The sequence below is a fragment of the Nonomuraea sp. KM90 genome (assembly GCF_052246675.1).
Taxonomy (GTDB): Bacteria; Actinomycetota; Actinomycetes; order Streptosporangiales; family Streptosporangiaceae; genus Nonomuraea.
The window spans coordinates 12,683-30,522 of the sequence record NZ_JBQQCB010000123.1; the positions used below are offsets into that span (position 1 = coordinate 12,683).

The 17,840-nt window shown below is 72.1% G+C and carries 15 protein-coding genes; 7 read left to right on the top strand and 8 right to left on the bottom strand.

The annotated features are described in order from the left end of the window. The first annotated feature begins 14 nt into the window (after positions 1-14). From ACTWPW_RS52500 to ACTWPW_RS52510, 3 genes are read left to right on the top strand one after another with little or no spacing between them, the layout of a single operon-like run. Positions 15-1,142 (top strand): L-talarate/galactarate dehydratase, encoded by a 1,128-nt coding sequence (locus ACTWPW_RS52500; protein WP_443173355.1) that lies wholly within the window; start codon positions 15-17, stop codon positions 1,140-1,142. Positions 1,143-1,145: 3 nt separating this feature from the next. Continuing rightward, positions 1,146-2,267: an L-talarate/galactarate dehydratase gene (locus tag ACTWPW_RS52505; RefSeq protein ID WP_443173356.1), complete on the top strand. Its 1,122-nt coding sequence runs from the start codon at positions 1,146-1,148 to the stop codon at positions 2,265-2,267. A gap of 10 nt (positions 2,268-2,277) precedes the next feature. After that, the gene (locus ACTWPW_RS52510) at positions 2,278-2,994 is read left to right on the top strand and encodes a FadR/GntR family transcriptional regulator (protein ID WP_443173357.1); all 717 of its coding nucleotides are present in this window, start codon (positions 2,278-2,280) and stop codon (positions 2,992-2,994) included. A gap of 51 nt (positions 2,995-3,045) precedes the next feature. Here ACTWPW_RS52510 and ACTWPW_RS52515 read toward each other — a convergent pair whose 3' ends face one another. From ACTWPW_RS52515 to ACTWPW_RS52535, 5 genes are read right to left on the bottom strand one after another with little or no spacing between them, the layout of a single operon-like run. After that, the gene (locus tag ACTWPW_RS52515; protein WP_375109426.1) at positions 3,046-4,308 is read right to left on the bottom strand and encodes a glucarate dehydratase family protein; all 1,263 of its coding nucleotides are present in this window, start codon (positions 4,306-4,308) and stop codon (positions 3,046-3,048) included. Then, a complete protein-coding gene (locus tag ACTWPW_RS52520; protein ID WP_375109427.1) occupies positions 4,305-4,700 on the bottom strand; it encodes a universal stress protein in 396 nt (131 codons plus the stop codon). The genes ACTWPW_RS52515 and ACTWPW_RS52520 overlap by 4 nt, the downstream gene beginning before the upstream one ends. Continuing rightward, positions 4,697-6,205 carry a tripartite tricarboxylate transporter permease gene (locus ACTWPW_RS52525; protein ID WP_364111933.1) on the bottom strand — a complete coding sequence of 503 codons (1,509 nt, stop codon included), beginning with the start codon at positions 6,203-6,205 and terminating at the stop codon, positions 4,697-4,699. The genes ACTWPW_RS52520 and ACTWPW_RS52525 overlap by 4 nt, the downstream gene beginning before the upstream one ends. 9 nt (positions 6,206-6,214) lie before the next feature. Beyond that, positions 6,215-6,763, bottom strand: coding sequence for a tripartite tricarboxylate transporter TctB family protein (locus ACTWPW_RS52530; protein ID WP_375109429.1), 549 nt, complete (start codon positions 6,761-6,763; stop codon positions 6,215-6,217). A gap of 57 nt (positions 6,764-6,820) precedes the next feature. Beyond that, complete coding sequence (locus ACTWPW_RS52535) at positions 6,821-7,828, bottom strand: Bug family tripartite tricarboxylate transporter substrate binding protein (protein WP_443173358.1); 1,008 nt, start codon at positions 7,826-7,828, stop codon at positions 6,821-6,823. Between the two features lie 169 nt (positions 7,829-7,997). On the opposite strand from ACTWPW_RS52535, the gene ACTWPW_RS52540 reads away from it, so the two are divergent. The 3 genes from ACTWPW_RS52540 (at position 7,998) to ACTWPW_RS52550 (ending at position 11,304) form a co-directional block, all read left to right on the top strand. Then, positions 7,998-8,912, top strand: coding sequence for a LysR substrate-binding domain-containing protein (locus tag ACTWPW_RS52540; protein ID WP_375109431.1), 915 nt, complete (start codon positions 7,998-8,000; stop codon positions 8,910-8,912). Between the two features lie 146 nt (positions 8,913-9,058). After that, positions 9,059-9,973: a 5-dehydro-4-deoxyglucarate dehydratase gene (gene kdgD, locus ACTWPW_RS52545; protein WP_375109432.1), complete on the top strand. Its 915-nt coding sequence runs from the start codon at positions 9,059-9,061 to the stop codon at positions 9,971-9,973. A gap of 8 nt (positions 9,974-9,981) precedes the next feature. Beyond that, positions 9,982-11,304 (top strand): enolase C-terminal domain-like protein, encoded by a 1,323-nt coding sequence (locus tag ACTWPW_RS52550; protein ID WP_443173359.1) that lies wholly within the window; start codon positions 9,982-9,984, stop codon positions 11,302-11,304. Between the two features lie 25 nt (positions 11,305-11,329). On the opposite strand, the gene ACTWPW_RS52555 is transcribed toward ACTWPW_RS52550, so the two are convergent. Beyond that, positions 11,330-12,181: a DUF72 domain-containing protein gene (locus tag ACTWPW_RS52555; protein ID WP_443173360.1), complete on the bottom strand. Its 852-nt coding sequence runs from the start codon at positions 12,179-12,181 to the stop codon at positions 11,330-11,332. Between the two features lie 67 nt (positions 12,182-12,248). After that, positions 12,249-15,761 (bottom strand): S8 family serine peptidase, encoded by a 3,513-nt coding sequence (locus ACTWPW_RS52560; protein ID WP_443173361.1) that lies wholly within the window; start codon positions 15,759-15,761, stop codon positions 12,249-12,251. Positions 15,762-15,949: 188 nt separating this feature from the next. Here ACTWPW_RS52560 and ACTWPW_RS52565 point away from each other — a divergent pair, with 188 nt between their 5' ends. Then, complete coding sequence (locus ACTWPW_RS52565) at positions 15,950-16,807, top strand: NAD(+)/NADH kinase (RefSeq protein WP_375109436.1); 858 nt, start codon at positions 15,950-15,952, stop codon at positions 16,805-16,807. A 221-nt stretch (positions 16,808-17,028) separates the two neighbouring features. On the opposite strand, the gene ACTWPW_RS52570 is transcribed toward ACTWPW_RS52565, so the two are convergent. Next, the coding region (locus ACTWPW_RS52570; protein ID WP_443173362.1) for a YibE/F family protein at positions 17,029-17,840 on the bottom strand (812 nt) is incomplete at its 5' end.

The window sequence follows — 17,840 nt, forward strand, 5'->3', positions numbered from 1 at the left end:
CCGAAGGACCTCCCTTGGCCTCCGACCGCATCCGCCACGTTTCCCTCTCCTCCGTCACGCTCCCGCTCGACGTCCCCGTCAGCGACGCCAAGGTGCTCACCGGGCGGCAGAAGCCGATGACCGAGATCGCCTTCCTCTTCGCCGAGATCGCCACCGAGGACGGCCACAGCGGCATCGGCTTCAGCTACTCCAAGCGGGCCGGCGGCCCGGCGCAGTACGCGCACGCCAAGGAGATCGGGGAGAATCTGATCGGCCAGGACCCCTCCGACATCGGCAAGGTCTACGAGACGCTGCTGTGGGCCGGGGCCTCGGTCGGGCGGTCGGGGGTGGCCACGCAGGCGCTGGCGGCCGTCGACATCGCCCTGTGGGACCTGAAGGCGAAGCGGGCGGGGTTGCCGCTGGCCAAGCTCCTGGGGGCCTACCGGGACTCGGTCCGGACGTACAACACCTCGGGCGGGTTCCTGCACGCGCCGATCGAGGAGGTCAAGGCCCGCGCCTCCCAGTCCCTGGCCGACGGCATCGGCGGGATCAAGATCAAGGTGGGTCAGCCGGACACGCGGGAGGATCTGCGGCGGCTGGCTGCGGTGCGGGAGCACATCGGGGAGGGTGTGCCGTTGATGGTGGATGCCAATCAGCAGTGGGATCGGGTCACGGCGTTGCGGTTCGGGCGGGCGGTGGAGGAGCTCGGGCTGGTGTGGATCGAGGAGCCGCTGGACGCGTACGACGCGGAGGGGCATGCGCAGCTGGCCGCGGCGCTGGACACGCCGATCGCCACGGGCGAGATGCTCTCCAGCGTGGCCGAGCACGTACGCCTCATCGAGGCCCGCGCCGCCGACATCATCCAGCCGGACGCCCCGCGCGTCGGCGGCATCACGCCCTTCCTGCGCCTGGCCACGCTCGCCGACCACGCGGGGCTGCAGCTCGCGCCGCACTTCGCCATGGAGATCCACCTCCACCTGGCCGCGGCCTACCCGCGCGAGCCCTGGGTCGAGCACTTCGAGTGGCTCAACCCGCTGTTCAACGAGCGGCTGGAGACCCGCGACGGGCGCATGATCGTGCCGGACCGGCCGGGGCTCGGGTTCACGCTCAGCGAGCAGTGCCGCAAGTGGGTCGTGGACGCGGTCGAGTTCGGGAAGGCGTGAGCCGTGCGCATCGATTCGGTGCGCCTCGGGCACTACGCCGTGCCGCTCGCGAACCCGGTGAGCGACGCCAAGGTGGCCACCGGACGGCAGCGGCCGCTGTCCCAGATCGACGTCCTGACCTGCGAGATCACCACGGACGACGGGCTGGGCGGGCTGGGGTTCTCCTACACGACGCGGGCCGGGTGCCGGGCGCAGTTCGCGCACGCCAGGGAGGTCGCCGGCAACCTGCTGGGGGAGGATCCCTCCGACATCGGGCGGATCTATGACCGGCTGCTCTGGGCGGGAGCCTCGGTCGGCCGGTCGGGGGTGGCCACGCAGGCGCTGGCGGCCGTCGACGTCGCGCTGTGGGATCTGAAGGCGAAGCGGGCGGGGTTGCCGCTGGCGAAGCTCCTGGGGGCCTACCGCGACTCGGTGCGGGTCTACAACACCTCCGGTGGCTATCTCCAGGCTCCCCTTGAGGAGGTGAAGGAGAAGGCCGGGCAGTCGCTCGGCAGCGGCATCGGCGGGATCAAGGTCAAGGTGGGTCAGCCGGACACGCGGGAGGATCTGCGGCGGCTGGCTGCGGTGCGGGAGCACATCGGGGATGGTGTGCCGTTGATGGTGGATGCCAATCAGCAGTGGGATCGGGTCACGGCGTTGCGGTTCGGGCGGGCGGTGGAGGAGCTCGGGCTGGTGTGGATCGAGGAGCCGCTGGACGCGTACGACGCCGAGGGGCACGCGCAGCTGGCCGCGGCGCTGGACACGCCGATCGCCACGGGCGAGATGCTCTCCGGCGTCCCCGACCTCGTACGCCTCATCGACCTGCGCGCCGTCGGCTACCTCCAGCCCGACGTGCCACGCGTCGGCGGCATCACCCCCTACCTCAAGGTCGCCGCGCTCGCCGACCACGCCGGCCTCCAGGTCGCGCCGCACTTCGTGATGGAGATCCACGTGCACCTGGCCGCGGCCTACCCGCGTGACTCCTGGGTCGAGCACATCGAGTGGCTCTCGCCGCTGTTCCGGGAGCGCCTCGACATCGAGGGCGGGCGCATGGTCGTGCCGGACCGGCCGGGGCTCGGCCTCAGCCTCGCCGAGGAGGCGCGGGCCTGGCGGCTCGACGACTTCCACACCTCCAAGGGCCGGTAAATTGTCCTCCGTGCCGCCAGATCAGAGGCTCGACCGCGACACCGGCCGGGGGCTCGCGCACGAGCTCGTCGAGCGGCTCAAGGCCCGCATCCTCGCCGGGGAGATCCAGCCCGGGCAGAAGCTCCCGACCGAGTCCTCGCTCATCCAGGAGTTCGGCGTCAGCCGTACGGTGGTGCGCGAGGCCGTCTCCCGGCTGCAGGCCGCCGGGCTCGTCGAGACGTTCCAGGGGCGCGGGTCGTTCGTGCTGGCGCTGCCCGCCGCCACGGCCTTCTCCGTGGAGGCGTCGGAGATCCGCACCCATCGGGATGTCCTCGACATGATCGACTTCCGGATCGGGGTCGAGTCGGAGGCGGCGGGGCTGGCCGCGGATCGCCGGACGGATCTGCAGCTCAAGGCGATCGAGCGGGCGCTGATCGACCTCGGGCGGTCCGGCGAGCAGCCCGCGAACGCCGTGGAGGCGGACTTCGAGTTCCATCTGAAGATCGCGCTGGCCTCGGGGAACCGGTTCTACTCCGACCTGCTGGGCTCGATCGGGCCGATGATGATCATGTTGCCGCGGACCCGGCTGGAGCATGTGTACACGGTCTCGAACGCCACCCACTTCACGCGGGTGACGCTGGAGCACGAGAACATCTACCGGGCCATCGCGGGGCAGGACTCGGCGGCGGCCCGGGCCGCGATGCGGCTGCACCTGTCCAACTCCCGGGCCCGCCTGCAGACGCCTTGACCTGGCAGGCGAGGCCGGGGGCGGGGTGGCTGTGAGGGCCGGGCCCCGCCGCTACCAGCGGCTGGTGTTCGGGGTGAAGCCGGGGACGATGGTGCGCATGTAGGCGGTGTCCTCGCGGCCGCGCTGGCCGCACCTGACGTACTGCTCGTGGAGGGCGGCGAGCGCGTCCTCGTCCAGTTCCACGCCCAGGCCGGGGCCGGTCGGCACGGTGACGCCACCGTCGCGGAACTCCAGGGCGCCCGGCTTGACGACCTCCTCCGTCTTCCAGGGGTAGTGCGTGTCGCAGGCGTAGGTGAGGTTCGGGGTCGCGGCCGCGAGGTGGGTCATGGCGGCCAGGCTGACGCCCAGGTGGGAGTTCGAGTGCATCGACAGGCCCATCCCGAACGTCTCGCAGATGCCGCCCAGCAGCGCCGAGCGGCGCAGCCCGCCCCACAGGTGGTGGTCCGACAGGACGACCTGTACGGCGTCGGCGGCGACCGCCGGCTTGAGGTGCTCGAAGGCGATGACGCACATGTTCGTGGCCAGCGGGAGGTCGGTGTGCCGGGAGACCTCGGCCATGCCCTCGATGCCGGGGGTCGGGTCCTCCAGGTACTCCAGGACGCCCGCGAGCCGGTCGGCCACCTTGATCGAGGTCTCGACGGTCCAGGCGCCGTTCGGGTCGATGCGCAGGGCGTGGCCGGGGAAGGCGGCGGCCAGGGCCTCGACGGTCTCGATCTCGTGGCGGGGCTCGTACACGCCGCCCTTGAGCTTGAGGGCGGTGAAGCCGTACTCGGAGACCATCCGCCGGGCCTGGGCGACCATCTGCTCGGGCGTGCGGCCCTCGCCCCACGTGTCGTCGTCGTGGCCGGGGTGGCCGGCCCACTTGTAGAACAGGTATCCCGAGTACGGCACGCGGTCGCGTACGGCCCCGCCCAGCAGGTCGCTCACCGGGCGGCCGAGCGTCCTGCCCTGCAGGTCGAGCAGCGCCACCTCGAACGGCGCCACCACGGTGTCCACGGCGCTGGAGACCTCCAGCATGCCGCCGAAGCTCGCGCCCGCCCCGCCGGTGGACGCCCCGAGCGCCTCGGTCACGACCCGGCGCAGGCCGTTGACGTCGAAGACGTCCGCGCCGGGCAGGGCGGCGGCCACCGCGCCGAGCCGTTCCAGGTGACCCTGGTCGGCATAGGTCTCCCCGAGGCCCACCAGGCCGTCGTCGGTGTGCACCTGGACGATCGCGCGCAGCACGTACGGCTGGTGCACGCCCACGACGTTGAGCAGGGGCGGGTCGCGGAAGGCGACCGGGGTGACGGTGACGCGGCTGACGCGGGCGCTCATCGGGCCGCCTTCACGCTGAGCACGGGCACGCTGGCCTCCATGAGGATCCGCTGCGCCTCGCTGCCCAGGATGAACTTGCCGACCAGCGATCGGTGCCGCAGCCCGATGACGATGAGCGTGCCGCCGGTCTCCTTGACGAGCTGCTCGAAGGTCTCGGGCAGGTCGTCGTCGTGGAGCGGCTGGCGTACCTCCGCGTCCACCCCGGCCTCCCGCGCCCGCCGCAGCAGCTCGGCGCCGGCGGCGTCGTCGATCATGTGCTCGTCGACCGGGGCGCCGCGGCGCGGGGAGTTCACGATGATCACGCGTTCCCCGCGCAGCCTGCCCTCGCGCAGGCCCGCGTCGACGGCGGCCTCGCCCTCGGGCGTGGGCAGGTAACCGACGAGGATGGTCATGAGATCTTCTCCTCAACACGATCGGAGGTCTTGCGGCGCAGGAACTTGCGGATCAGCGGCCAGGCGGCGACGAGCACGACCAGGGCGAGCACCGTGCCCGAGATGGGGCGGGTGAGGAAGCCACTCGGGTCGCCGCCGAAGATGAGCAGCGACTGCCGCGAGGAGTTCTCGATCATCGACCCGAGCACGAACGCCAGCACCAGCGGCCCCGGCTCGAAGCCGAACTTCTTCATCAGGTAACCCAGCAGGCCGAACACGATGACCAGGAAGATGTCGTAGACCTGGTTGTTCACGGTGTACGCGCCCAGCAGCGTGATGAGCACCGTGATCGGGGCCAGGATGGCCGGGCGGACCCGCAGGATCTTCACGAACACGCCGACCATCGGGATGCTCATGATCAGCAGCAGGATGTTGCCGATGTACATCGAGTTGATGACGCCCCAGAACACGTCGGGGTGCTCGGTGACGAGCTGCGGCCCCGGCTGGATGCCCTGGATGAGCAGGGCGCCGAACATCAGGGCCATCGTCGCGTTCGCGGGGATGCCGAGGGTCAGCAGCGGGATGAACGACGACGTGGCGGCGGCGTTGTTGGCCGTCTCCGGTGCGGCGACGCCCTCGACGGCGCCCTGGCCGAAGCGCTCCGGATGCTTGGAGCGCCGCTTCTCCAGCGCGTACGCGGCCAGCGAGGACAGCACCGCGCCACCGCCGGGCAGCACGCCCAGGACGAACCCGATGAGCGAGCCGCGCCCGATCGCGCCCTTGGCCTGGCCGAGGTCCTTGCGCGACGGCCACACGTTGCCGACCTTGGCGGGGGAGTGCACCTGGTTGTGCCGCTCCTCCAGGTTGTAGAGGATCTCGCTGAGCCCGAACAGGCCCATGGCGATCGGGATGAAGTCGATGCCCTCGGCGAGGTTCAGGCTGTCGAAGGTGAAGCGCTCGGCGCCCGTGAAGGTGTCGCGGCCCACGGTCGCGATCAGCAGGCCGACGCAGGCCGCGATGATGGCCTTGAGCTTGTTGCCGTTGCCCACCGACGAGATCAGCAGGACGCCCAGGATGCCCAGGGCCGCGTACTCCGGGGGCCCGAAGTCGAGCGCGAACCCGGCCACGATCGGCGCGACGAGCGTCAGGCCGAGGATCGAGACCGTGCCGCCGATGAAGGAGCCGATGGCCGCGATGCCGAGTGCCGTGCCCGCTCTGCCCTGCTTGGCCAGGGCGAAGCCGTCGAAGACGGTCACCACCGAGGACGCCTCGCCCGGCAGGCGGAGCAGGACCGAGGTGATCGTGCCGCCGTACTGGGCTCCGTAGAAGATGCCCGCCAGCATGATGATCGCCGACACGGGCTCGATGCCGTACGTGATCGGCAGCAGGATGGCGATCGTCGCGCCGGGGCCGAGGCCGGGCAGCACGCCGATGAGCATACCGATGATGACGCCGATGAGGCAGTAGAGCAGGTTGGCCGGCTCCAGTACGACGCCGAAACCGTTGAGGATCGGGGAGATGTCCATGTGACTTTCTCAGATGAGCCTGGGGAGCGGGATCTGCAGCAGCACCACGAAGAGCACGTAGAACGCGACCACGGCACCGACGCTGATCACGATGGAGGAGCGCCACGACTCCCTGCCCAGCCAGCGCAGCCAGACGAACATGAGCAGCAGCGAGGGGATCTCGAAGCCGATCACCGGCAGCAGCGCGGCGAGCAGCACGAGCGTCACCAGGCCGACCAGGGTGAGCAGGCTGGAGCGGGAGAACCGCTCGGTGTCCCGCAGGCCGCGGCCCGTGACGACGAGCGTCGCCGACAGCACGACGATGACGACGCTGATGGCGAACGGCCACAGGCCGGGCCCGGGCTGCGTGAGCTGCCCGAGCCCCAGCGCGTAGGACCCGACCGCACCCAGCACGCCGACGACGAGCGCCACCACGGCCGCCCCGACCTGCGCGATCGGGCCCGCGTGCGGCGGCCGGGCCTCTTCCAGCTCGGCCTGGAGCCGGTCGGCCTCGGCCTGCAACAGGTCGGCCTCGGCGGGCTCGGGGCCCGGCGGCCGGGTGGGGTCGGTCATGGACATGCACACTCCTTCGTGGCGGTTCGTGGCGAGGCGCCGGCCTCGATCAGTCGGCCCCGGTCAGCCGGCCAGGCTGATGCCGAACTCGTCCAGCTGTGCCTTGTACTTGGTGGAGTCGCTCTGCAGCGAGGCGAGGACCTCCTGCGGGGCGGTCTCCATCGGGGTGAGCGAGTTGTCCTCGTTGAACTTCTTGTACTCCGGCGTGGCGAACGTCTTCTTGGCCGCGTCGAGCAGCTTGGTCTTGACGTTCTCCGGCGTGCCCTTGGGGGCGGTCAGGAAGCGGTACTGCGTCACCTGGACGTCGAAGCCCTGCTCCTTGGCCGTCTTCACGTCGGGCAGGAAGGGGATGCGCTGCTCGGAGAAGACGGCGAGCGGGACGAGCTTGCCGGCCTTGATGTTCTCGATGGCCTCGCCGATCTGCATGGTCGAGACGTCCACCTGGTTGCCGAGCAGGGCGGTCAGGTTGGGGGCGCCGCCGTCGAACGGCACGGCCGTGGCCTCGACGCCGGCGGTCTTGAAGGTCAGCGCGGAGGCGAGCTGCGCGCCGGTGCCGACGCCGGTGGTGCCGTACCGGATGGTCTTGCCCGCCTTCTTCATGTCCTCGATGGAGGTGAAGCCGGACTTGGGGTTGGTGGCCATGACGTAGTCGTCGCGCGAGATGCCGGTGATGACGTCGAACGAGTCGATCTTCGTGGCCTCGGCGGCCGACACCGTGAGCGGCGTGATGGTGAAGAGCGAGGCGTTCTGGACGGCGATCTTGTAGCCGTCGGCCTTGGCGGACTGGAGCTCCTTGGCGTTGAGCGCGCCGTTGGCGCCCGGCTTGTTCAGCACGGGAGTGGAGACGCCGAGCTCCTTGCCCATGCCCTGGGCCAGCGCCCGGGTGATGAGGTCGGTGGAGCCGCCCGCCGAGGCGCCGACGCTGAACTCGATGTTGCCTGTCGGATATTCTCCGTCGCCGCCACCGGAGGAGGTCGTCTTGACGCCACCGCACGCGGTCAGCGCGATCGCGGCGGCGGCGCCGACGACGCCCAGGAGGATGCGGCGGGGGGCCGTCCGAGATGTCGGCATGGACTTCTCCTTCGTGCGGGCGGAAGGCCGCCCGTTATCTGCTCTGGAGCGGAGAGGGGAGTTGCGTAAGGTTACGGCAAGGTTTCCGCTCGTTAGTCTCCGGAGACTAGGACCAGCCTCGATGCCTGTCCAGGCTCATTTCGGTATCGAGTGATACTCTTCACGCATCATGCTAACACTCGATCAGATCCGGGCATTCGTGGCTGTCGCCGAGGAGCTGCACTTCGGCCGTGCGGCTGATCGGCTGCGCATGACCCAGCCTCCGCTCAGCCGCCACATCCAGAAACTGGAACGTGTCATCGGCGTGACCCTTCTGGAACGCGACAACCGGCGCGTGGTCCTCACCGACGCCGGGCGGGCCTTCCTGGACGACGCGCGGCGCATGCTCTCGCTCGTCGACACCGCGGGGGACCGGGCGCGCCGGATCGCCAGCGGCGCGGCGGGCACCGTACGCCTCGGGTTCACCGCCGTCTCGGCCATCAGCATGCTCGGTGCGCTGCTGCGCCGGCTGTCGGAGCAGCTCCCCGAGATCGACGTCATCCTCCACGAGCGGGTGACCGCCGGGCAGGTGGACGGCCTGCTGCGCGGCGAGCTCGACCTCGGTCTGGCCCGCCCGCCCTTCGACATCGCCACCCTCGACTCGCGCGTCGTCTTCCGCGAGCCGCTGTGCGCCGTGGTGCCCCTCGGCCACCCGCTGGCCGACCTGGGCCGGCCGCTCGCGCCGGACGACTTCGACGGCCTGCCGGTGATCAGCTACAACCCGGTGCAGTCGCGCTACTTCCACGAGCTGACCGTCCGGTTCCTCACCAACGCCCACCCCCGGATCGAGCAGCAGGTGCACCAGATCCTCACCGCCGTGCTGCTCGTGGCGGCCGGGCGCGGCGTCGCGCTGGCGCCCGCCAGCGCGCGCTCGCTGGGCGTGGACGGCATCGCCATCTGCGACCTGGTACGCGGCGGCGGCGACCCGCTGGACGACGCGGGCGCCACGGGAGAGCCGGTCGAACTGCACGTGATCTGGGACCGCAACTCGACCAACCCCGCGCTCGGGCGCGTGCTCGAACTGCTGCCCGATCTCGGGGCCTGAAGCCGGCGATGCTCCATCGGTATCGCCGGATTCAGAATCGCACTTGGACAGGAATCGTCCCCGCTTCTTACCCTGGCGGGCGTCAGACCTTACCGGCGGTGCGGGGGGATCCCACGGCCGCATGTAAAACCCGAGGAGCATCCGCCATGCCCAGTTACTCCCCGCAGGAGCTCGCCACCCGGCTCAAGAGCGGCCTGCTGTCCTTCCCGGTCACCCATTTCACCGCGGATCTGGAGTTCGACGAGGCGGGTTACCGCGACCACCTGGCCTGGCTGAGCGGCTACCCGGTGGCCGGCCTGTTCGCCGCGGGAGGCACGGGCGAGGGCTTCTCGCTGACCGCCGAGGAGATCGACCGGGTGGTCCGCGTGGCGGTGGACGAGGTGAACGGCAGGGTCCCCGTCGTGGCCCCGGCCACCGGCGGCACCGCGAACGCCGTGGCGCAGGCGAAGGCCGCGGAGGCCGCCGGTGCGGACGGCCTGCTCCTGATGCCCCCCTACCTCACGGAGGCCGGCCAGGAGGGCCTGGTCGAGCACGTCTCCGCGGTCTGCCGCGCCACCGGCCTGGGAGTGATCGTCTACAGCCGGGCCAACGCGGTGCTGAACGACCGGTCCGTCGCGGCCCTGGCCGAGCGGAACGAGACGCTCGTCGGGTTCAAGGACGGCGTCGGCAACATCGAGAGCCTCACCCGCATCTACGCCACCGTCGGCGACCGCCTGGCCTACATCGGCGGCCTGCCCACGGCCGAGACCTTCGCCCTGCCGCTGCTGCAGCTCGGCATGAGCACGTACTCCTCGGCGATCTTCAACTTCGTCCCGCAGTACGCGCTCGACTTCTACGCCGACGTCCGTGCCCAGGACCGGGACGCGGTCTACCGTCGCATCAGGGAGTTCGTGCTGCCCTACCTGGACATCCGCGACCGCATGAAGGGGTACGCCGTGTCGATCATCAAGGCGGGCCTGACCGCCGTCGGCCGCCCGGCCGGCCCGGTGCGGCCGCCGCTGCAGAACCTCACGGACGGCGAGCTCGCCGAGCTGACCGCCCTCATCAACAAGATCAGCTAGGGGCCGTCTTGTCTCCCACCATCGAACGCGTCGAGGTCGTCCCGGTCGCCGGGTACGACAGCATGCTGCTCAACCTCAGCGGCGCGCACGGGCCGTTCTTCACCCGCAACGTCGTCATCGTCACCGACTCCGACGGGCGTACCGGCCTGGGCGAGGTGCCCGGTGGCGAGGCGATCCGGCAGACCGTCGAGGAGGCGGGCGCCCTGCTCGCCGGGCAGCCGGTGGCCCGCTACCGCGGCCTGCTGCGCTCGGTGGCCGAGCGGTTCGCCGCCCGGGACGCCGGCGGGCGCGGCCTGCAGACCTTCGACCTGCGCACGACCGTGCACGCGGTCACCGGCCTGGAGTCCGGCCTGCTCGACCTGCACGGCCAGTACCTCGGCGTGCCCGTGGCCGACATGCTCGGCGAGGGCCGGCAGCGCGACCGGGTGCCGATGCTGGGCTACCTGTTCTACGTCGGCGACCCCGGCCGTACCGACCTGCCCTACCTCGTGGACGACGGCGGCGACGACCGCTGGTCCCGGCTGCGCCGCCGCGAGGCGCTCACGCCCGACGCGGTGGTCGCCCTGGCCGAGGCCGCCCAGGAGCGGTACGGCTTCACCGACTTCAAGCTCAAGGGCGGCGTGCTGGCCGGCGAGGAGGAGATCGCCGCGGTCACCGCGCTGGCCCGCAGGTTCCCGGAGGCGCGCGTCACCCTCGACCCCAACGGCGGCTGGCTGCTGGCCGACGCCGTCCGGCTGTGCCGCGGGCTCGGCGACGTCCTGGCCTACGCCGAGGACCCGTGCGGCGCCGAGGGCCGCTTCTCGGGGCGCGAGACGATGGCCGAGTTCAAGCGGGCCACCGGGCTGCCGACCGCGACGAACATGATCGCCACCGACTGGCGGGAGCTGGCGCACGCCGTACGGTCGGACGCCGTGGACATCCCGCTGGCCGACCCGCACTTCTGGACCATGGCCGGCTCCGTCCGCGTCGCCCAGCTCTGCCACGACTTCGGGCTGACGTGGGGGTCGCACTCCAACAACCACTTCGACATCTCGCTGGCCATGTTCACCCACGTCGGGGCGGCCGCCCCGGGCGAGATCACGGCGCTGGACACGCACTGGATCTGGCAGGACGGCCAGGCGCTCACCACGAAGCCGTTCCAGATCAGGGACGGCGCGATCGACGTGCCGACCGCGCCCGGGCTCGGCGTCGAGCTCGACCGGGAGGCCCTGGCGGAGGCGCACGAGCTGTACCTCAGCCGGGCGCTGGGCGCCCGCGACGACGCCGTCGCCATGCGGTTCCTGGTGGAGGGCTGGGTGTTCGACCCGAAGCGGCCCTGCCTCGTGCGCTGAGGTCTGCCCTGCCGGAAGGGGCGCCTCAGAAGAGGGTCAGCGGCTCGTTGGGCATCGGGTCGGGGAGCGGGGCCAGCTCGGGGAGGCGGGCGCGGACGTCGTCGTGGAAGCGGCGGGCCAGCCGCAGCGCCTCGGCGTTGTCCGGCGTGTGGACGAACACCGTCGGCGAGCGTCCCTCCCTCAGCCACTCCGTCACCGTGTCCACCCACGGCCGCCAGCCCTCGACCGTGCGCTCCTCGGCGTCGCGGCCGAGGTAGCGCACGATCGGGTGGCCGGTGAGGGCGCGGGTGCGCCGGGGCACGCGCGGCTTCTTCGTCCACGCGTCGCGCTCGGCGTCGCTGGTGGGCGGGCTCGCGAACATGACGGTCGTGTCGAACGGGACCCATTCGGCCCCCGCGGTGGCCAGGACCCGTTCGAGGAGGCGCTCGGAGCGCTCGTCCTCGAAGAAGGCCCGGTGGCGGACCTCGACCGCGTAGCGGTGCCCGCGGGGCAGCCCGCGCAGGAACGTCGCCAGGGTGCCCAGGTCGGCGGGGGAGAAGGAGCCCGGGAGCTGCACCCAGAAGGCGTGCACCCGCGGGCCCAGCGGCTCCATCGCCGCCAGGAACGCGCTCAGCTCCTCCTGGGCGCCCGCCAGGCGGCGCTCGTGGGTGATCGGCTTGGGCAGCTTGACCACGAACCGGAAATCGGGCGAGGTCTGGGCCGCCCAGGACTCGACCGTGGCGCGCGACGGGGTGGCGTAGAACGTCGTGTTGCCCTCCACCGCGTCGCACCAGCTCGCGTAGGCGCGCAGGCGGTCACCGGGCGGGAGGCGATCGGGCAGGAAACGTCCTTGCCAGCGCGCGTGCGTCCACATCGCGCACCCCACATGAAGCCGCATGGACCCGACGTTATCGCCAGATGGGCGTGGGGCCCGCCCCGGGCGGGCCCCACGGTCCAGCGGCGCTCTAGCGGACGGCCTTGTCGGGCCGCTCGGTGATGCGGACGGCGTTGAGGATCGGGGCGCCGGCGCGGGCGAAGAACCGCACGTCGAGCTGCCCGTCGGTGACCTCCACCGTGAACCGCCGGGTGACGGCGGCGTTCGCCCCCGCCTCCTTGGCCAGGTCGAGGGCCTGGACGGCGACCTCGCCCTCCACGGCCACGTCGAACACCCGCTTGCCCGGCTTCTTGTTCCGGGTCTCGGCGAAGCCCAGCTCGACCGTGTAGACGCCGTCGGGCACCCCGTCGAACCGGTACGCGCGCATGCCCTCGCGGGCGCTGCGGTAGAGCGCCTGCTCGGCGGTGCCCGCGACCGGCCGGTCCGAAGTGCTCGCCTTGGTGAGCGGGCCCATGTAGCCGTGGCCGCCGGGCGCGTACCTCCGGTCGGCCGTCCAGGTGTCCCCGGCGGCCACGGTCACGTCCTCCGTCCCGCCGACCTCGACGGCGACCTGGTGCCTGGGCACCACGACGTGCACGACCACGGGGAAGGCCGGGTTGCGGCCGCTGGCCGAGCGCACCACCAGGACGCCCGTGCGGACGGTGCCGGGCGGCAGGCCCGCGCTGGAGGCGGTGACCTCCACCGGCACCGACGCGCCCGCCTTCAGCTCCCCGCCGGCCGGGCTGACGCCGAGCCAGGTCAGCGCGGGATCGAGCTCGATCGTGTACGCCGCGACCGCGCCCGGGTTGGCCAGCTCGAACCTGCCCTTCCTGGTGGACCCGGCGGGCAGCACGATGGTCAGCTCGCCGGTCGAGGCCGTCACCCGGCCCGTGGCCAGCGCCTTGTCGAACACGTTGCGCTCACCGGGCCGCACGGTGACGTCCTCGGCGAGCGGGCCGTAGTCGTCCGCCGACACCTCCAGCCGGTGGTCGCCGGCCGGGACCTGGCCGAGGAAGGCCCCGTCCGCCCCGGTGGTGAACGTCGCCCCGTCGCCCACCTTGACCGTCGCGCCCGCCAGCGGCCGGCCGTCGTTGGCGTCGGTGATCGTGCCCGCCACCAGCCCGTGGCCCCGGGCGGCGAAGGTCAGGCTCTGGCCGGTGGCGACGGCGGCGCGGTTGGCGGCGTACTCCAGCGCGTCCGTGCCGTCCGCGCTCTCGATGCCGATCGTGGCCTCCTCACCCGCCGCGTGGGAGCTGCCGATGTCGCGGTAGCGGAAGCCGATCGAGCCGTCCTCGCCGAGCAGCGCCTCGAACGACAGGCGCTCGGGCCCGGCGTAGAAGCGGGCGCCGCGCCATTCGAGGACGAACGTGCGGTTCGGGGCGGTCCCGAGCGTGGCGGTGTAGAGGCCGCCCTCCCCCTCGTCCAGGGCCAGGTCGTCCCAGTACGGGTAGATGCCCGCGTTGGGGTCGCCGGCCGCGGGCAGCGGCACGTTGCTCGGGAAGGACCACGCGCGGCCGAAGGTGAGGAACCCGTTGGTGCTCACCGTGCCCGTCGTGTACGTCCGGCCGTAGAAGGGGAAGGCGAACGGCAGCGTGATCGCGCGGTGCTCGTCGTCGCCGGTGAGGTCCACCTTCGTGGTGCCCTCCACGTACGCCTCCGTGCCGCTCCGGCAGGTGTGGCCGAAGGCGTCGGCCCGGCTGGCCAGCTCGATGTCCCTGGTCAGGTCGCCGTCCACCGTGACGGTCACCGTCGTGTCCTCGGTGCACCGCGAGGACGCCGTGACGTCGAGCTCGAAGCCCCGGTGCGGCAGCTCGATCTCGTAGCGGCCCCGGGCGTCGGTGACCGTGGTGACCGGGGTGCCGGCGACGCTCACCGTGGCACCCGCCTCCGGCAGGCCGATCGTGCTGACCGTGCCCGACACCGTGCTCATGACCTGCGCCGTCAGCGCCACGTCCGCGGTCACCGTACGGTCGGTCGCGATCGTCGCGGTGGCGGTCGCGTCGTCGTAGCCGAACTTGGCCACCTTGATCTCGTAGTCGCCGCTCAGCAGGCGGGGCAGCGTGTACGTGCCGTCCTGGCCGGTCGAGACCGTGCGGCTCAGCGGGCCGGAGACGCTGACGGCCGCGCCGGCCACCGGGGCGCCGCCCGAGGTGACGGTGCCGGCCAGCGTGCCCATCTCGCCGGTGGGCGCGGCCTTGACCGCGGCGTACGCGTCGAGCCTGCCCTCGCCCCAGGTGAAGTTGTCCGCCGCCGTGCCGCCGCAGCGGCCCTCGTCCACGTCCGCCGCGGTCCCGTCGAGCAGCGCCCGCGTGGCCTCGACGTCGTTGCGCAGGTAGGGGGAGGCCGACCACATCAGCGCCACCGTGGCGGCGACGTGCGGGCTGGCCATCGAGGTGCCGGTCTTGAGGCCGTACTCGTCGCCGGGGACGGCCGAGCGGACGTCCACGCCGGGGGCCGCGATGTTCGGCTTGATCTCGCCGTTCTCGCCGGGGCCGCGCGACGACTGCGGCATGATGACGCCGTTCGCGTCGAACGAGCCGGCGCTGTAGGCGGCGGTGTAGCCGCCGGGCGAGCCGGTCGTGCCGCACTCCGGGCCCTCGTTGCCGTTGGAGAAGGCCGGGAAGATGCCCGCGGCCACCCACGCCTCGACGATCTCCTTGTACCAGAGGTCGAGGCCCTTGCCGCCCCACGAGTTGTTGACGATGTCGGGCGCGAGGTCGGGGCGCGGGTTCTGCCGGTCGAGGTCCGTCGGGGCGAGGATCCACTCGCCGGCGGCCAGCAGCGCGTACGACGGGCAGCCGCCGATGCCGCACGCCTTCACCGTGATCCACTCGGCGCCGGGGGCGACGCCGATGTTGTTGGCCCCGCCGTCGCCGCCGACCATGGTCCCCATGACGTGGGTGCCGTGCGTGCGGTCGTCGCAGGGCGTGCGGCCGGGGCAGGCGCCGGCCGGGTCGAACCAGTTGTAGTCGTGGTCGGCGGTGCCGTCCGGCAGGGTGCCGCGGTACTGGGCGACCAGCGCCGGGTGGTCCCACTGCACGCCGCTGTCGAGGCTGGCCACGACGATGCCCTCGCCGCGGTCGCCCAGCTCGTCCCACACCTTGGGGGCGTTGATCCGGTCGACGTTCCACTCGACGGAGCCGACCGCCGCCCGCGCCACGCCCGGCGCCGGCTCGGGCAGGTCGGCCACGATGTCGGGCTCGACGCTCGCCACCTCCGGCAGCTTCGCGATCTCGGCCGCCAGATCGGCGTCGCCGGTCACCTTGATCGTGTTGACGATCCAGTACGGGGTGAAGTCGGCGTGCTCGGCCTTGAGCAGCTTGCGTAAGCCGGCCTGGGACGTCTCGGCGGTGCGCGTCTTCGACCGGTAGACCTGCCGGCCCTTGTCGGCCTTCGTCCGCGCGGTGCGGGCGGAGCTCAGGTTCGCCTGCTCCTTGAGGCGTACCCAGAAGGTGGCCTTGCCGTCCGCCGTCAGATCGGCCTGCACCAGCCGGTCGATCTTGGGGTCCGGCGGGCCGGCGGCGAGCGCCGTGTTCTGGGGGACGAGCAGGGCCAAGGCGGCCGTTCCGATCAGGAACGCCCGCCGGGCACGGGGAATGGACAAACGAACTCCTTGCGGGGGTGCCCTCGGGATTGCGGGCGGGATCCGGTGAGCCCGCCGGGGAGCATCGTCAGTGGATCTTGTACGCGGTGGCAAGCCCGCGGGGGTGGCGTGTCCACGCCATGGACCGAACACGCCACCCCCGCCGGACCGGGGGCCGCGCACCGCGCCGGCCGTCGTAGGCTGACCCCATGGGCATGGTCGGGACGGTCGGGCTGGTGTTGCATCCGCGGCGCGACTCCAAGAAGGCGATAGACACCATCCTGCGGTGGGCCGCTGACAAGGGCGCGACCGTGCTGGGCCTGCCCGACGAGGTGGGCCGCATCGACTGCAGCGCCGTCGAGGTCGACGCGACCACGCTGGTGGAGCGGGCCGACCTGCTGGTGGGGCTGGGCGGTGACGGGACGATGCTGCGTACGATGCGGCTGCTGGCCGGGCGGCCCACACCCATCCTGGGGGTGAACCTCGGGCGGCTCGGCTTCCTGGCCGAGATCGACGTGGACGAGCTGCCGCAGACGCTGTCGGCGATCGACGCGCACGAATACACGATCGAGCCGCGCATGGCGATCCGCAGCAAGGTGGCCGGGGCGGACGTGACGGCGTTCAACGACATCGCGCTCGTCCGGATCCCCGGCGACGGGCTGGCCGGCGTGTCCGTCACCCCGTCCGGCAGCCCCTTCGTGCGCTACTCCGCCGACGCCGTCATCGTGGCCACCACCACGGGGTCCACGGCCTACAGCTTCTCCGCAGGCGGGCCGATCGTCTCGCCCCGGGTGGAGGCGGTGCTCGTCGTGGCCGCCGCCGCGCACTCGGCGTTCAACCGGGCGCTCGTGCTGCCCGCCGACGAGGAGGTCACGCTGCAGGTGCTGCCGAGCAGCGGGCGGCTGGCGGTCGAGGTGGACGGTGCGGTGGTCGGGCACCTGTGCCCGGGCGACAGCGTCACGGTGACCGCCTGGCCGGGGGCGGCGAAGGTGGTGCGAGTGGGGACCACCTTCTACGAACGCGCCCGCCGCAAGCTCCGGGTCGACGGCAGCGCCGAGATCGACTGACCCACGTCGGGTTCTGCCCGCGTCGCCTTCTGCTCGTGTGGCGTTCGGCCCGTGTGGCGTTCGGCCCGCGTCGCCCCTGGCCTCGCTCGAACCCCTGGACGCGCAACCTCCGCCCGGACCAGCGCCGCCCTCGCTCGACTGCTCGGACCCGCTCGCTCCCAGGTGCCCCACCCCGTCGCCGGGTGTGCTGCCCACCGGGGGCGTGCTGCGTCGCTGGGCGTTCAGGCGCCGGTGCGGCGGCGGTGGCGGGCTGGGCGCTCGGGCGGCGGCTCCCGGTGCGGCGGGTCCTCCGGGCGGGGCTGCGGCGTGAAGAAGTCGGTGCCGCCCCCCGGCGGGACGTGCGGTGCTGTCACGCCGTCGCGAGGGCCGGGTGACGCGGGGGCGAAGAAGTCGTCGTCGTGGTCGGTGTGCGGGGCGAAGAAGTCGTCGTCCTGCCCCGAGGCGAGCTCGTCGCGTCGCCCGCGCCGGGGGACGAGCGACTCTCCCCGGGCGCGCCGGGGGACAAGTGCTGCTCCCCGCGCACGACGAGGGGCGGGTTCGTTGTCGTCCTCGACGGCCGGTTCGGAGCGGTGGCGGGAGGCGGTGAGGGCGGCGAGGGCCGTGGTGATCGGGACGGCGGCGATGAGGCCGAGCGTGCCGACGATGCTGCGCACGATCTCCTGCGCGATCACCGGAGTCGTCATCACGTCCCCGAGCGGCTGGTTCCCGATGCTGAACAGCAGCAGCAGCGGCAGCGACGCCCCCGCGTACGCCAGGATGATCGTGTTGATCACCGAGGCGATGTGCGCGCGCCCGATCCGGCCCGCCGCCCGGTAGAGGCGGGCGAAGCCGTAGGACGGGTTGGCGTGGGCCAGCTCGGCCACCGTCACCGCCTGCGTGACCGTGACGTCGTCGAGCACGCCCAGCGCGCCGATGATGATGCTGGCCAGCAGCAGCCCCTGCGTGTCGATGGACAGGCTCATGTCCAGGGCGAGCGCGCTGTCGTCGGTGATGCCGTTGAGCCGGGCGAACCCCAGCGCCCCGTACGACAGCA

What these genes read in the sequence shown, in the direction of transcription:
- ACTWPW_RS52515 (WP_375109426.1), bottom strand. Translation starts at nt 4,308, where the DNA reads ATGAGCGCCCGCGTCAGCCGCGTCACCGTCACCCCGGTCGCCTTCCGC.
- ACTWPW_RS52520 (WP_375109427.1), bottom strand. Translation starts at nt 4,700, where the DNA reads ATGACCATCCTCGTCGGTTACCTGCCCACGCCCGAGGGCGAGGCCGCC.
- ACTWPW_RS52525 (WP_364111933.1), bottom strand. Translation starts at nt 6,205, where the DNA reads ATGGACATCTCCCCGATCCTCAACGGTTTCGGCGTCGTACTGGAGCCG.
- ACTWPW_RS52530 (WP_375109429.1), bottom strand. Translation starts at nt 6,763, where the DNA reads ATGTCCATGACCGACCCCACCCGGCCGCCGGGCCCCGAGCCCGCCGAG.
- ACTWPW_RS52535 (WP_443173358.1), bottom strand. Translation starts at nt 7,828, where the DNA reads ATGCCGACATCTCGGACGGCCCCCCGCCGCATCCTCCTGGGCGTCGTC.
- ACTWPW_RS52540 (WP_375109431.1), top strand. Translation starts at nt 7,998, where the DNA reads ATGCTAACACTCGATCAGATCCGGGCATTCGTGGCTGTCGCCGAGGAG.
- kdgD (WP_375109432.1), top strand. Translation starts at nt 9,059, where the DNA reads ATGCCCAGTTACTCCCCGCAGGAGCTCGCCACCCGGCTCAAGAGCGGC.
- ACTWPW_RS52555 (WP_443173360.1), bottom strand. Translation starts at nt 12,181, where the DNA reads ATGCGGCTTCATGTGGGGTGCGCGATGTGGACGCACGCGCGCTGGCAA.
- ACTWPW_RS52565 (WP_375109436.1), top strand. Translation starts at nt 15,950, where the DNA reads ATGGGCATGGTCGGGACGGTCGGGCTGGTGTTGCATCCGCGGCGCGAC.